Origin of the sequence: Stenotrophomonas sp. SORGH_AS_0321, from assembly GCF_031453215.1 — a bacterium.
GTDB lineage: Bacteria > Pseudomonadota > Gammaproteobacteria > Xanthomonadales > Xanthomonadaceae > Stenotrophomonas > Stenotrophomonas chelatiphaga.
Genome location: NZ_JAVIZG010000001.1, coordinates 2116414 through 2130038, shown reverse-complemented (window position 1 = coordinate 2130038; position 13625 = coordinate 2116414). Strand labels below are relative to the sequence as shown.

15 protein-coding genes are annotated in these 13625 nt (G+C 68.5%); 11 read left to right on the top strand and 4 right to left on the bottom strand.

What is annotated here, in order from left to right; translation table 11 throughout:
• Positions 1-3: 3 nt before the first annotated feature.
• A complete protein-coding gene (gene mdcA / locus QE373_RS09265) occupies positions 4-1647 on the bottom strand; it encodes a malonate decarboxylase subunit alpha (protein ID WP_309685732.1) in 1644 nt (547 codons plus the stop codon).
• Positions 1648-1838: 191 nt separating this feature from the next.
• Here mdcA and QE373_RS09260 point away from each other — a divergent pair, with 191 nt between their 5' ends.
• Positions 1839-2135, top strand: a complete 297-nt coding sequence (locus tag QE373_RS09260) for a DUF3817 domain-containing protein (RefSeq protein ID WP_223181708.1) — start codon at positions 1839-1841, stop codon at positions 2133-2135.
• A gap of 11 nt (positions 2136-2146) precedes the next feature.
• Here the strand turns inward: QE373_RS09260 and QE373_RS09255 are convergent, their stop codons facing one another.
• Genes QE373_RS09255 through QE373_RS09245 form a run of 3 tightly spaced genes read right to left on the bottom strand, consistent with a single transcriptional unit; the run spans position 2147 to position 4748 of the window.
• A complete protein-coding gene (locus QE373_RS09255; RefSeq protein WP_309685730.1) occupies positions 2147-3283 on the bottom strand; it encodes an MFS transporter in 1137 nt (378 codons plus the stop codon).
• Between the two features lie 20 nt (positions 3284-3303).
• Positions 3304-4089, bottom strand: coding sequence for a DeoR/GlpR family DNA-binding transcription regulator (locus tag QE373_RS09250; RefSeq protein ID WP_309685728.1), 786 nt, complete (start codon positions 4087-4089; stop codon positions 3304-3306).
• Positions 4086-4748: an HAD family phosphatase gene (locus QE373_RS09245; RefSeq protein WP_309685726.1), complete on the bottom strand. Its 663-nt coding sequence runs from the start codon at positions 4746-4748 to the stop codon at positions 4086-4088. Before QE373_RS09245 ends, QE373_RS09250 begins: the two co-directional genes overlap by 4 nt.
• Before the next feature lie 332 nt (positions 4749-5080).
• On the opposite strand from QE373_RS09245, the gene moaA reads away from it, so the two are divergent.
• The 10 genes from moaA (at position 5081) to glgA (ending at position 13579) form a co-directional block, all read left to right on the top strand.
• Positions 5081-6076, top strand: a complete 996-nt coding sequence (gene moaA, locus QE373_RS09240) for a GTP 3',8-cyclase MoaA (RefSeq protein WP_309685724.1) — start codon at positions 5081-5083, stop codon at positions 6074-6076.
• 8 nt (positions 6077-6084) lie between these two features.
• On the top strand, positions 6085-7083 hold the full coding sequence (gene moaCB, locus QE373_RS09235) for a bifunctional molybdenum cofactor biosynthesis protein MoaC/MoaB (protein WP_309685722.1): 999 nt from the start codon (positions 6085-6087) through the stop codon (positions 7081-7083).
• Complete coding sequence (locus tag QE373_RS09230; RefSeq protein WP_309685720.1) at positions 7080-8336, top strand: molybdopterin molybdotransferase MoeA; 1257 nt, start codon at positions 7080-7082, stop codon at positions 8334-8336. Before moaCB ends, QE373_RS09230 begins: the two co-directional genes overlap by 4 nt.
• On the top strand, positions 8333-8593 hold the full coding sequence (locus QE373_RS09225; protein WP_309685718.1) for a MoaD/ThiS family protein: 261 nt from the start codon (positions 8333-8335) through the stop codon (positions 8591-8593). Before QE373_RS09230 ends, QE373_RS09225 begins: the two co-directional genes overlap by 4 nt.
• A gap of 2 nt (positions 8594-8595) precedes the next feature.
• Positions 8596-9087 (top strand): molybdenum cofactor biosynthesis protein MoaE, encoded by a 492-nt coding sequence (locus tag QE373_RS09220; protein ID WP_309685716.1) that lies wholly within the window; start codon positions 8596-8598, stop codon positions 9085-9087.
• Positions 9088-9101: 14 nt separating this feature from the next.
• Entirely contained in the window at positions 9102-9845 is a 744-nt protein-coding gene (gene modA, locus QE373_RS09215) for a molybdate ABC transporter substrate-binding protein (RefSeq protein ID WP_309685715.1), read from the top strand.
• Between the two features lie 3 nt (positions 9846-9848).
• Positions 9849-10532, top strand: coding sequence for a molybdate ABC transporter permease subunit (gene modB / locus QE373_RS09210; RefSeq protein ID WP_309685713.1), 684 nt, complete (start codon positions 9849-9851; stop codon positions 10530-10532).
• The gene (locus tag QE373_RS09205) at positions 10522-11208 is read left to right on the top strand and encodes an ATP-binding cassette domain-containing protein (protein WP_057507676.1); all 687 of its coding nucleotides are present in this window, start codon (positions 10522-10524) and stop codon (positions 11206-11208) included. The genes modB and QE373_RS09205 overlap by 11 nt, the downstream gene beginning before the upstream one ends.
• A gap of 50 nt (positions 11209-11258) precedes the next feature.
• The gene (locus tag QE373_RS09200) at positions 11259-11735 is read left to right on the top strand and encodes a YetF domain-containing protein (protein WP_057507675.1); all 477 of its coding nucleotides are present in this window, start codon (positions 11259-11261) and stop codon (positions 11733-11735) included.
• 302 nt (positions 11736-12037) lie between these two features.
• On the top strand, positions 12038-13579 hold the full coding sequence (gene glgA / locus QE373_RS09195) for a glycogen synthase GlgA (RefSeq protein WP_309685710.1): 1542 nt from the start codon (positions 12038-12040) through the stop codon (positions 13577-13579).
• The last annotated feature ends 46 nt before the right edge of the window (positions 13580-13625 follow it).

Here is a 13625-nt window from a genome sequence, read left to right as displayed (position 1 = left end):
CCCTTACCAGTTGCGGAAACGTTTGGGCGGGTCGTACAGGCCGCCGGACCAGTGCACCAGGTCTTTCACCGAGCGCGCGGCCAACAGGTCGCGGCTGGCATCGCGGCTGCGCACGCCAAGGTCTTCGGCGCGGCGGATCACCCCACGGTCGCGCAGGTTTTCCACCATCGCCCTGTCGCGGGCCATGCCGACGGCGGTGTAGCCGGCGACCCCGCGGATCGCCTGTTCGCGCTCTTCCGGCGTACGGCACAGCAGCAGGTTGGCGATGCCTTCTTCGGTGAGGATGTGGGTGACATCGTCGCCATAGATCATCACCGGCGGCAGCGGCATGTTCGCCCGCTCGGCCAGTTCCCAGGCATCCAGCCGCTCGACGAAGGCGGGCGCCATGTGTTCGCGGAAGGTTTCCACCATCTGCACCACCAGCTTGCGGCCGCGCGGCATCTGGCCGGGCAGGGCGGCCTGCTCACCGGCCTTCAGCCAGGCCGGGCTGGCATGCCGGCGGCCGCGGGCGTCGGAGCCCATGTTCGGCGCGCCGCCGAAACCGGCGATCCGGTCGCGGGTGGCGGTGGAGCTGTTGCCCTGCAGGTCGATCTGCAGGGTGGAGCCGATGAACATGTCGCAGGCGTACAGGCCGGCGGTCTGCGAAAACGCGCGGTTGGAGCGCATGCTGCCGTCGGCGCCGGTGAAGAACACATCCGGACGGGCCTGGATGTACTTCTCCATGCCCAGTTCGGAACCGAACGAATGCACGGATTTGACGAAGCCGGACTCGATCGCCGGGATCAACGCAGGATGCGGGTTGAGCGCCCAGTGGCTGCCGATCTTGCCTTTCAGCCCGAGCGATTCGGCATAGGTGGGCAGCAGCAGTTCGATCGCAGCGGTATCGAAGCCGATGCCGTGGTTGAGGCGCTGCACCCCGTATTCGGCGTAGATGCCCTTGATCGCCATCATCGCCATCAACACCTGGATCTCCGATATCTGTGCCGGATCGCGGGTGAACAGCGGTTCGATGTAATTGGGGCGTGGCGCCAGGGTCACGAAATCGACCCAGTCGGCCGGGATGTCGACGCGGGGGAGGGTGTCGACGATCTCGTTGACCTGGGCGATGACGATGCCCCCACGGAACGCGGTGGCCTCCACGATCACCGGGGTGTCTTCGGTATTGGGACCGGTGTAGAGGTTGCCGTGGCGGTCGGCGGCCTGCGCGGCCACCAGCGCGATTTTCGGGGTGAGGTCGACGAAGTAGCGGCCGAACAGTTCCAGGTAGGTGTGGATGGCACCGATGTCGATGCGGCCTTCGGCCACCAGCGCGGCCAGCCGTCCGCCCTGCGGACCGGAGAAGGAAAAGTCCAGGCGCTTGGCGATGCCGCGCTCGAACACATCCAGGTGCGAGGGCAGCGACAGCACCGACTGCACCATGTGCAGGTCGCGCACCCGCTCCGGATTGACCTGGGCCAGCGATTCGGCGAGGAAATCGGCCTGCTTCTGGTTGTTGCCTTCCAGGCAGACCCGGTCGCCTGGTTCGATCACGGCCTCGAACAGGTCGATCACGCGGGCATGAGGCACCTCGCGCTGCAGTCCGGCTTCGGCAGCCCGCTGCAGGCGTTGCTGGCGCTGTTGCTCAAGGGTGTTCCAGACACGGGTCATGCCACTGACCTTTGCAATTACGGAGTAATTACGACGCTATCACCGGATCCGGAGCGCTGCAAGCGCGAGTGCAGCAGATCATCCGTATCTTTAGAAACGGCGGCGCCCGCAATCCAGTGCGGATGCGTATCATCCGTATCTTTGGCCCGCCGCCGGAGTCCTGCTTGACCTCTATCCGCCCGATCAGCCCGATGGGCCGCGTGTTTGCGTGGACCGCTTTCTTCGAAGCCCTTACCTGGGCTGGCCTGCTGCTGGGCATGTGGCTGAAATACGGCCCACAGACCACCGAGTCGGTGGTCTGGCTGTTCGGTCGCCTGCACGGGGTGGTGTTCATGGCCTACGTGGCGGTGACCGTCGTCGCGGCACTGCGCCTGCGCTGGCCGTGGTGGGCGACCCTGCTGGCGCTGCTGGCGGCCGTGCCGCCGCTGGTCACCCTGCCGCTGGAATGGTGGTTCCGCCGGCGCGGATTGTTGTCGGTGCAGCGCTGACGCGCCGCCGCTCAGCGCACCGCGCGCGCCGCGATACCCACCAGCAGCAGGGCTGTGGCCACCAGCACGAAGGCGACCACCAGACTGCTCTGGTGGGCCACCAGGCCGACCAGTGCCGGGCCGGCCAGTACGCCGGCATAACCCAGCGTGGTGACCGCAGGAATGGCCAGGCTTGCCGGCATCGCCTTCTGGTTGCCGGCCAGGGTGAACAGTACCGGGACGATGTTGGCGCAGCCCAGGCCCACCAGCGCGTAGCCGATCAGCGCCAGCGGCAGCGCGCTGGCAAAGGTGGCCAGCAGCAGGCCAGCGGCCGCCACCGCGCCGCCGATCAGCACCGCACGCTGCTGGCCCAGCGACGCGACCATCCGGTCCCCGAACAGCCGGGTCAGCGTCATCGCCACGGAAAACACCAGGAAGCCGAGCCCGGCGCGGCCCGCCGGCACGCCCTGCACCTGGTTGAGGAACACCGCGCTCCAGTCCAGCATCACGCCCTCGCCGAGGAAGGCGACAAAGCACAGCAGGCCGATCAACAGCACGATCCCGCGTGGGATGGCGAACATCGGCGCATCGCTGGCGGCGCGCTCATCGCGCCAGTGTGGCGCGGCCACCAGCACCACCATGGCCATCGCCGCCAGCAGCAGGCAGGCGCCTACCCACGGCGCTACGCCGAGCGCGAGCAGTCCGGTCATCGCCGCCGCACCGACCGCCCCGCCGATGCTGTAGAAGGCATGGAATCCGGACATCATCGGGCGCCGGGCATCGCGCTCGACCATCACCGCCTGCAGGTTCATGACGCAGTCGCAGGCGCCGATGCCTGCCCCGAACACGAACAGTGCCAGCGCCAGGCTGATCGCCGACGGTGCGATGGCAAGCAGCGGCAGGGTCAGGCCCGCCATCAGCAGGGTCACCAGCATCACCACGCGGCAGCCGAAGCGGGCCGCCAGCGCGCCGGCCACCGGCATCGCCAGCAGCGAGCCGGCGCCCAGGCACAGCAGGGTCAGGCCGAGGCCACCTTCGTCCAGACCGGTGCGTGCCTTGGCGAAGGGAACCAGCGGGGCCCAGGCCGCGATGGCGAAGCCGGGCAGGAAGAACACAGCGCGCGTGGCGTGCTGCTGCCGCGCGGCAACGGGGAAGGAGGCTGCAGACATAGGTAGGCCCGGTCGGGGAATCAGGAGGAGGGGGCGGCGCTGACGATCACGTCCAGCCCCTGCAGGCGCAACGCATCGACCAGCGCGGCGGGCGCATCGGCTTCGACCAGCAGCAGGTCCAGCTGCGCGCGCGAGGCGATCCGATGGCTGGCGATCGCACCGAGTTTTTCATTGCTGGCCACCACCACCACGCGATCGGCGCAGCGCACCAGCGCACGCTTGAAGGCCGCTTCCTCGCCGTCCACCGCCCAGGCGGTGCCCTCGCGATCGATCGCGCAGGTGCCGGCGAAGCAGACATCCACGTGCAGGCCGGCGAGGCTTTCCATGGCCTGGCTGCCGAGCACCGCGCCGGAGCGCCGGTCCACGCGGCCTCCGATCAGGCTGACCTCGATGCCCTCGCGCGCCATCAACAGCAGCGCGATGTCCGGTGCATTGGTGACCACCTGCAACTGCAGGTCACGCGGCAGCACTGCGGCAATGGCGCTGTTGGTCGATCCGGCATCCAGTGCGATGACCTCACCGTGGCGGACCAGGCCGGCCGCCTGCAGGGCGAGTGCCTGCTTGCGCGGCAGGTCCTGCTGCTGGCGCTCGGCCAGCGGCGGGAAGGTCGGGGTGAGGGGCAATGCGCCGCCGTGCACGCGCCGGCACAGGCCGCGCTGGGCCAGGTCGCGCAGATCGCGGCGGATGGAATCCTCGGACACGCCGAACTGCAGCGCCAACGGTGAAGCAAGCACCCGGCCGTGTTCGCGCAGCAACTGCAGGATGGCCTGCTGGCGCTCGCCGGGCAGGGTGTCCGCAGTGTTCATCGCGGTGCCTGCGCAGCAACCGGCAAGCCCAGCGCATGCAGCGACGCGCGCAGGCTGTCGGCATTGCGGAACAGCAGCGAAGGAATGCCCCGTCCCATTGCTGCCTGTACGTTGGCCGCGGCGTCATCGACGAACAGCGTGGCCGATGGCTCGACGCCGAAACGCTGGAGTGCGCGCTCGAAGATGCGCGGGTCCGGCTTGGCCAGGCCTTCCTCGCCGGACACCAGGATATCGTCGAAGGCGGACAGGAAGCCGAAGCGTTCGCGCGCGATCGGGAAGGTCTGCGCCGACCAGTTGGTCAGCGCATACAGCGCAACGCCCGCGGCCTTCAGCTCGGCCAGCAGGGCGACCGTACCGTGCAGTGCATCGCCCAGCGTTTCCTGCCAGCGCAGCCAGTAGGCGGCGATCAGCTCGCGTTGGTGCGGATGCTCGGCCGCCAGTTCGTCGACCGCCTGTTCCCAGCTGCGCCCCGCATCCTGCGCGGCATTCCACTGCGGGCTGCAGACGTGTTCGAGGAAGTGTTCCATCTGCGCGGCATCGTCGAACAGCGTGCGGTACAGATAGCGCGGGTTCCAGTCGATCAGCACGCCGCCGAGGTCGAAGATCAGCGAGGACGGCGGCGCGGAAGGCAGCAGGGCGCGGGGCGGCGATGAGGGCATGGGCGGGCACAAGGTCGGGCAGGGCGCCATGCTAGCGCATCCGTGCAGTTGCGTGCACGCCCGTGCAGCATCGTGCATACGTATGCAGTGCCCTGCTGCACAGACGCTGCCTCGGCCGGCGCGCGATCGCCCGCGCTCGCGGCCGCACGGGTGCCTCATCAATCGGCAGGCAACCGAAATGGAATGCTGCATGCTGCGCAGCGCTGCAGCCCGGCATCGCAACGCGCGCGAAAGTCATCCCATCACGACGGCGCGGACGGTACGCTGGAGCCCATGATGGCGATGGGAAGTGGACGGATGGACAACGCATGCCGGTAGGACGGGTAAGTGCAATGATTGATGGGGACGCCCCCGCGCTCGGCGACAGCTTTGGCCGTCGCTTCCCGTATCTGCGCCTGTCGCTCACCGAAGCCTGCAATTTCAGTTGCAGCTACTGCCTGCCCGATGGCTACCAGGGGGAGGTCGGTCCGCGCTTCCTCGGCGTCGCGGAGATCCAGCGGCTGGTGCGTGGCTTTGCGGCCCTGGGCATGCACAAGATCCGCCTGACCGGTGGCGAGCCCAGCCTGCGCAAGGATCTGGAACAGATCATCGAAGCGGTCGCCGCCGTGCCGGGCATCCGCAAGGTGGCCATCACCACCAATGGCACGTTGCTGCCACGTCGGTTGCCCGGCTGGCATCGCGCCGGCCTGACCGCGTTGAACGTCAGCATGGACAGCCTGCAGCGCGATCGCTTCCATGCCCTGACCGGGCATGATCGGCAGCCGGAGATCCTGCAGGGCCTGCAGATGGCCCAGGCACTGGGCATCGCGTCGGTGAAACTCAACGCGGTACTGCTGCGTGGCGTGAATGACGACGAACTGCCGCAGTGGATGGAGTTCCTGCGCGAGCGGCCGGTCAGCGTGCGCTTCATTGAACTGATGCGCACCGGCGACAACGAGGCCTACTTCCTGCAGCACCACCGGCGCGCGGACGAGGTCATCACCCAGTTGCTGGCGGCCGGCTGGAGCGAGCGCCCGCGGTATCCGGATGCGGGGCCGGCGCGCGAGTTCGGCCATCCGGGCCACCGTGGCACGGTTGGCATCATCGCCCCGTATGCCCGTGACTTCTGCAGCAGCTGCAACCGCCTGCGGGTGACCGCGCGCGGTGACCTGCGGCTGTGCCTGTTCGGTGAGTTCGGCGTGCCACTGCGCCCGCTGCTGCAGTCCGATGACGATTTCGATGCCCTGCTGGCCCGCATCACGACCCAGCTTGGGTTGAAGGCGGCCGGCCACGGCTTGCACCAGGGCCAGACCGGGCTGATCCCGCACCTGGCCTCCATTGGAGGATGAAATACAGCATGAGCGGTGAGATGAGCGCGGCCTTCCACATGGCCGATGTGCGTGACAAACGGATCACCCGACGTCGCGCGGTGGCGGTCGGCGAACTGCTGGCGGGTCCACTGGCGTACCCGATGATCGTCGAGCGCCGCCTGCCCAAGGGCGATGCGCTGGTGATGGCGGAGATCGCCGGGCTGCAGGGCGCCAAGATGGCCTCCGCGCTGATGCCGTTGTGCCACCCGCTGCCGCTGGAACTGGTGCGCGTGCACTGTGCGCCGGTGCCCGCACGGCACGCCATCCGCGTGTGGTGCGAGTGTGCCAGCGAGGCCCGCACCGGGGTGGAGATGGAGGCCCTGGCCGGGGTCAACGCCGCGCTGCTGACCCTCTATGACCTGACCAAACCGGTCGAACCGGCACTGGAGATCGGTGGCGTGCGGCTGCTGTTCAAAGAAGGTGGCAAGCGCGGGGTATGGATCCATCCGCAGGGCATGGATGCGCAGGAAACCGAACGCTTCGCCCCGCGTGCGCCGTTGCAGTTGGACGGCGCGCGGAGCGCGGTGCTGACCCTGAGTGATCGTGCCAGCGATGGCCGCTACGAGGATCGTTCCGGACCGGTACTGGTGGAGGGCCTGCAGGCGCTGGGTGCGCAGGTCCTGCACGCGGAGCTGCTCGCCGATGGCATCGAACCGCTGGCGTCGCGCCTGCGCGCGCTGGCGGCGGAGGGCGTGCAGCTGTGCCTGTGCACTGGCGGCACCGGACTGGGGCCGCGTGACCTGACCCCGGAAGCGCTCCAGTCGCTGGGTGGCCGGCGGGTCGATGGGCTGGCGCAGATGCTGCGCGCGCTCAGCGCCCAGCACACGCCGATGGCCTGGCTCAGCCGCGCCGAAGTGGTGCAGCTGGACGGCATGCTGGTGTTCGCCCTGCCGGGCAGCCCGCGCGCCGCCACGCAATGCCTGGAGATGCTGGCGCCATTGCTGGGCCATGCACTGGCGATGGTGACCGGCAGGGGGCACGCGTGATCGCCTATGCCGAGGCACTTCGCATCGTGATGGAGGCGGCAGCATTGCTGCCGGAAGAGGCGGTCGCGCTGGACCAGGCGTGCGGTCGTACGCTGTCCGCGCCGGTCTACAGCCCGCAGTGCGTTTCTCCGTTCGACAATTCTGCGATGGATGGCTTCGCGCTGCGCCTTGATGGATCCACGGCCACGGCCGGCAGCGAATTCGACGTAGCAGGGTGGCAGGCCGCGGGGGATGCGGCGAGCGTGGCGGGCAACGGCGCTTGGGAAATCATGACCGGGGCACGTCTTCCCGATGGCCTGGACAGCGTGGTGCCGGTGGAGCAGGTGGAGATCCTGCGCAGCGAAGGGGGACGTCCGCTTCGCATCCGCCTGCGCGCCGACGTGGCACCGCAGCAGTTCGTGCGCCTGCGCGGGCAGGACGTGCAGTCCGGCGAGCAGGTGCTGGCCGAAGGTGAGTGCCTGGACCTCAATGCGCTGAGCCTGCTGCACGCCATCGGCGCGGGGCAGGTGAGGGTCCGCGTGCGTCCGCGCGCGGCCGTCATCGCCACCGGCAAGGAGCTGGTCAGCCAGGCAGGGCAGGCCCTGCAGTCCGGACAGATCCGTGACAGCAGCCGACCCGCGCTGATTGCCCGGCTGCAACTGGCGGGTGCGCAGGTGGTTGCCGATGCGCTGGTGGGTGACGACGCAGCCGCCTTCGATCAGGCGATGGACCAGGCGCTTGCCGGCGGCGCGCACGTACTGGTGAGTACCGGCGCGGTGTCTGCCGGCCGCTACGATTTCATTCCCGCCGCGCTGCAGGCGCGCGGGGCGCAGATCCTGTTCCACAAGGTGGCGATCCGTCCGGGCAAGCCGGTGTTGTTCGCGCGACTGCCCTGCGGCGCGCTGTACTTCGGCCTGCCGGGCAACCCGGTATCGACCGCGGTCGGCCAGCGCTTCTTCGTGGAGCCCCTGTTGCGCGGCATGCTCGGCCTGCCTGCGGAGGTCGCGCTGCGCCTGCCCCTGCTGGCCGCCGCGGACAAGCCGGAAGGCCTGCGCTTCCACGCGCGTGCACGGGTGCAGGTTGATGCCAGCGGGCAGCTGGGCGTGCGCGTGTTGGCCGGGCAGGAGTCATTCCGCCTGAAGTCTTCATTGCAGGCCAATGCGTGGGCGGTACTGGATGAAGCGGGTAGCCATGCCCCGGCGGGAACCCCGGTGCAGGTAATGGGCTGGGGCCATGCAACGCCCCTGCAGGTGAATCGACAGGAGCAGGCATGAGGCAGGTGACGGTGCAGTTGTTCGGCGCGTTTTGCGAACTGGATCCCGCGCGCGAAATCGCGGTGGAGGTGGCCGGCGGCCAGGTAGCGGATCTGCGTGCGGCATTGAAGGCGCTGCTGCCGCTGCGCTGGCCCGCGTTCCGCGCTGGATTGCTGGACTATTCGGCGTTCTCCGACCAGCAGCAGGTGCTGCGCGATGATGACGCGCTGCCCGATGACGGGCGCGTGGCGATCCTGCCGCCGGTGAGTGGAGGATGAGCATGCCAGAGCAGGACCAGTGGATGATCGTCGAGCGCGCCAGCGCGGCCATCGATGCGGCCGAGGCGATCGCGTTCGTGTCCGATCCCGGCTTCGGCGGTATCGATGTATTCATCGGCAAAGTGCGCGACCTCAATCAGGGGCGCGCGGTACAGGGCATCACCTACGACCTGTTCGACCCGTTGGTGATGGCCGAGTTCGAACGACTGGTCGCTGAAGTGCGCGCGCAGTTCGGGCCGCGGGTGAAACTCTACGTGGCGCATGCCAAGGGGCGCCTGGCGGTCGGCGATACGGCGGTGGTGGTGGCCGCCGGAACGCCGCACCGCGACGAGGCCTTCAAGGCCTGCCGCGCGCTGATCGAAGCGGTCAAGCATCGCAGCCCGATCTGGAAACAGGAGCACTACCTGGACGGCGACAGCGTCTGGAGCGAAGGTTGTTCGCTGTGCCACGCCGACGATGGGGCCCGCCCCGCACCGCCGCCCCCGCTACCCTGAAAGAGACCCATCCGATGAAAACCCTGATTGCCGCGTTCCTGCTGCTCGCCGCGGCGCCGCTGGCGGGTGCCGCAGAGTTGACCGTATCGGCGGCCTCGAGCCTGACCGAAAGCTTCCGCGAGATCGCCAGCGCCTACCAGAAGGCGCATCCCGGCACCCGGATCGACCTGAACTTCGCCGCCTCCGGGGTCCTGCTGCAGCAGATCGCGCGCGGGGCGCCGGTGGACGTCCTTGCGTCGGCCGATGAGGCCACCATGGACCAGGCGGTGCAGGGCGGCCACGTCGACCCGGCCACCCGCCAGGTGTTCGCGCGCAATGCGCTGTGGGTGATCGTGCCGCCGGACAGCGCACTGCCCCTGACTTCGCTGCAGTCGCTCGCGCAACCGGCGGTCACGCGGGTGGCCATCGGCAACCCGGACAGCGTGCCGGTGGGCCGTTATGCACGCGCCGCGCTGCAGTCCGCCGCACTGTGGACCGCCGTGCAGCCCAAGGCGATCACCACCCAGAACGTGCGCCAGTCGCTGGACTACGTGGTCCGCGGCGAAGTGGACGCCGGTTTCGTCTATGCCACCGACGCGCAGGCGATGCCAGGCCGTGTCAAGCGCGCCTTCCAGGTGCCGGTCAGCGCCGGCATCACCTATCCGCTGGCGGTGGCTTCGCACAGCAGCAGGGCGGCCGAAGCGAAGCGCTTCGTCAGCTTCGTGCAATCGGCAGCGGGCCAGGCGATCCTGCGCCGGCATGGCTTCAGCTCGCCCTGACCGATGGACCTGGACTGGAGCGCACTCGGGTTGTCGCTGAAGGTGGCCGGCTGGGCCACTGCGATAAACCTTGTGCTGGGTGTCGCGCTGGGCTGGCTGCTGGCCCGCCGCCGCTTCCCCGGGCGCGAACTGCTGGACACGCTGCTGACCCTGCCGATGGTGCTGCCGCCGACCGTGCTCGGTTACTACCTGCTGGTGCTGATCGGTCGCAACGGTCCGCTGGGCGGGTGGCTGCAGTCCAGCTTCGGCATCAACCTGGTATTCACCTGGCAGGCGGCGGTGATCGCCGCCGCGGTGGCGGCCCTGCCGCTGGTGTTCAAGCCGGCCCGCGCGGCCTTCGAAGGCGTGGACGGCCAGCTGGAGCAGGCAGCGCGCACGCTGGGTGCCACTGAGGCGGCGGTGTTCTTCCGCATCACGCTGCCGCTGGCCTGGCGCGGCATCCTGGCGGGGCTGTTGTTGGCGTTCGCCCGCGCGATGGGGGAATTCGGTGCCACGCTGATGGTGGCCGGCAGCATTCCCGGGCGCACCCAGACGTTGTCCATCGCCATCTACGAGGCAGTGCAGGCGGGCCAGGATGGCCGCGCCAATACGCTGGTGCTGCTCACCTCGGCGGTCTGCATCGTGGTGCTGCTGGTGGCTGCGCGACTGGTTGGCGGACGCCGGCAGGAGGTGCGTGATGTGGCTTGAAGCCGATATCAGCCGTCACCTGCAGGCCGCCGGCCAGCACTTCCGCCTGCAAGTGCAGCTGCACTGCAGCCAGCGCCACGTGGTGCTGTTCGGCCCGTCCGGTGCCGGCAAGAGCCTGACCCTGAAGGCCATCGCCGGGCTGCTCACGCCCGACGCCGGCCGCATCGTGCTGGATGGCCAGGTGCTGTTCGATGCCGCCGCCGGCATCTGCTTGCCGGCACGCGCGCGCCGGCTTGGATATGTGTTCCAGGATTACGCGTTGTTCCCGCACCTTACGGTGCGCCAGAACGTTGCCTTCGGCCTGCAGACGGGATGGTGGAATCCACGCCGCGGCGGCCGCCATGCCGAAGTGGAGCACTGGCTGCAGGCGCTGCGTATCGAGCGCCTGGGGGACCTGATGCCATCGCAGGTGTCCGGCGGCCAGCGTCAACGCACGGCATTGGCCAGGGCACTGGTGACCCGACCGCGTGCGCTGCTGTTGGATGAACCGTTCGCCGCGCTGGACCACGATCTGCGTGCCCACCTGCGCAGCGAGCTGCAGGCGGTGCTGGAGCAGGCCGGCATTCCGCTGCTGCTGATCAGCCATGATCCGCAGGACGTGACGATGTTCGGCCAACAGGTACTGCGGCTGGCCGATGGCCGTACGCTGCAGCCCGGACCGCTCACTGCCCGCTGACAGGGGCTGCACTAGAACAGGCCGTGTCATCGGCGAGGGGAGGGCGGGTCATGAGTGATCTGTGGACATTGAGCATGCCGTGGTGGGAGTTCATCCTGCGCGCCGTGGCCGTGTATGTGATCGTGCTGCTGATGACGCGGCTCAGCGGCAAGCGCTCGCTCGGACAGTCCACTGCCTTCGACGTGCTGGTCATCGTGCTGCTGGGCAATGCCGTGCAGAACTCACTGATCGGCCAGGACAGCTCGCTGCTCGGTGGGCTGCTGCTGGCGGCCACGCTGTTGTCGTTGAACTGGCTGGTGGGTTTCGTGACCGCGCGCAACCGTCGGCTGGATCGCCTCGTGGAAGGGGCACCGGTGGTGCTGGTGCGCAATGGCACGGTGTTCTGGAACCAGTTGCGCCACTGCAATCTCTCCCCCGCCGATCTCGATGTCGCGATGCGCAGCGAGGGCTGTCGGCAGCATGCCGACATTGAACTGGCGATGTTGGAGACGTCGGGGCGCATCACCATCACGCCCCGACCGGACTGAAACGTACGCCGCCGTGTGCAGCGCGCGCGGTGTCGTAATGCTGCGCAGTTCACGCGCAGTGGCGCTGTCGCATTCGTTTCTGAAGCAGTTCATCAGCGCCCTCATGCGTCGCTGTACGGCGCTCATTACGCAATGTCACACAGAGTGCGCTCTGATTTCACGAAGGGTTGATTCGCTGCAGGTATAGATTCACTGCAAGAGCAACGCCAGCGTCCCCCACGCCCGCGCCGATCCCCGATTACTACCTCGCTGCCTGAACGGGCGGCTGGGTACGCCACTCTGCACGCCTTTCGAGCCCCCTGATGAACACGATGCCTCCCTTCAGTCGTCCAAAGCCGTCCCCTGTCGCGCGCAAGACGAGCCAGCGCTCGCGCCGGCGTGATGTGCGCGGACGGTTCGTCCCCGCCGTTGCATCGGTGGATCGTGGCGAGCCGGTCCTGTTCGTCGTTTCTGAAATGGCCGACTTCATCAAGGCCGGTGGCCTCGGTGATGTCGCCGCTTCATTGCCGCGCGCCCTGCGCGGCGCGTGTGATGTGCGGGTGCTGATTCCGGGCTATCCGGAGGTGCTGTCGCGGCTGCGCTCGATCGAAGTGGTCGGCAGCGTTGCACCTCGCGGCCACCTGCCCGCCTGCCGCATCGGACGGGCGATGCAGAGCGACGGGCTGCCGATCTACGTACTGCTCAACGGCCCCTTGTTCGACCGCGAAGGCACGCCGTACGTCGACCATGCAGGCAAGGAATGGAAGGACAACGCGATCCGCTTCGCGACCCTGTCGCACGCCGCGGCGGAAATCGCCGCGGGCCGCACCGGGATGGAATGGAAGCCGGGCCTGTTGCACCTCAATGACTGGCCGACCGCGCTGGCGGCCGCGTACGTGCGCTGGGACGGCACGCAGGTGGCCACCCTGCTGACCATCCACAACCTGGCCTACCAGGGCTTGTTCCCGTACGCGCTTTCCGAGGCGCTGGGGATCCCGGCCGGGCACCTGGAGGAAATGCAGTTCTTCGGCCACATGTCCTTCCTGCAGGCGGGGATCGTCAATGCCACGCGACTGAATACCGTAAGCCTGAACTATGCCGAGCAGATCACCGCACCGGCCGATGGCTGCGGACTGGATGCACTGCTGGCGCGACGCGCCGCGCGCGGCCACCTGAGCGGTATCGTCAACGGTATCGACGCCAGCTGGGATCCGCGCTCGGACCAGCACCTGAGCGCCCATTTCAGCGTGCAGCAGTGCGCTGGCCGGGCCGACAATGCCGCCAGCGTCCGCCAGGCCTTCGGGCTGCGCGACAGTGGCGGCCCGTTGTTCGCAGTGGTCAGCCGGCTGGTGCACCAGAAGGGCCTGGACATCACCTGTGACGTGGCCCCGCAGATCATCGCGGCCGGTGGCCAGCTGGTGGTGATCGGCGGCGGTGAGCCGCAGGTCGAACAACAGGTCCGCGCGCTGGCGCGGCGTTTCCCCGGCCAGGTCGGGGCGTGGATCGGATTCGATGAACAACTGGCCCGGCAGATGTTCGCCGGCGCCGATTTCCTGCTGATGCCCTCGCGCTTCGAACCGTGCGGGCTGAGCCAGATGTATGCCCAGCGGTTCGGCTGCCTGCCCATCGCGCATGCCACCGGCGGGCTGGTGGATACCGTGGATGACGGCGTGACCGGCTTCCTGTTCCATGAGGCCACCGCCAACGTGATGCGTCGCTGCGTGGAACGCGCGCTGCGCACCTTCCGCATGCCGTCGCTGCTGCGGTCGATGCAGCGTGCGGCGATGCTGCGCCCCAGTGGCTGGGACATCGCCGGGCGGCACTACCTCGACCTGTACCAGCAGGCAAGGCAGGTGGCGGCATGATGGACGGTGAGCATGGTCCATCGCCTGCCGTGGTGCGCGAAACGGA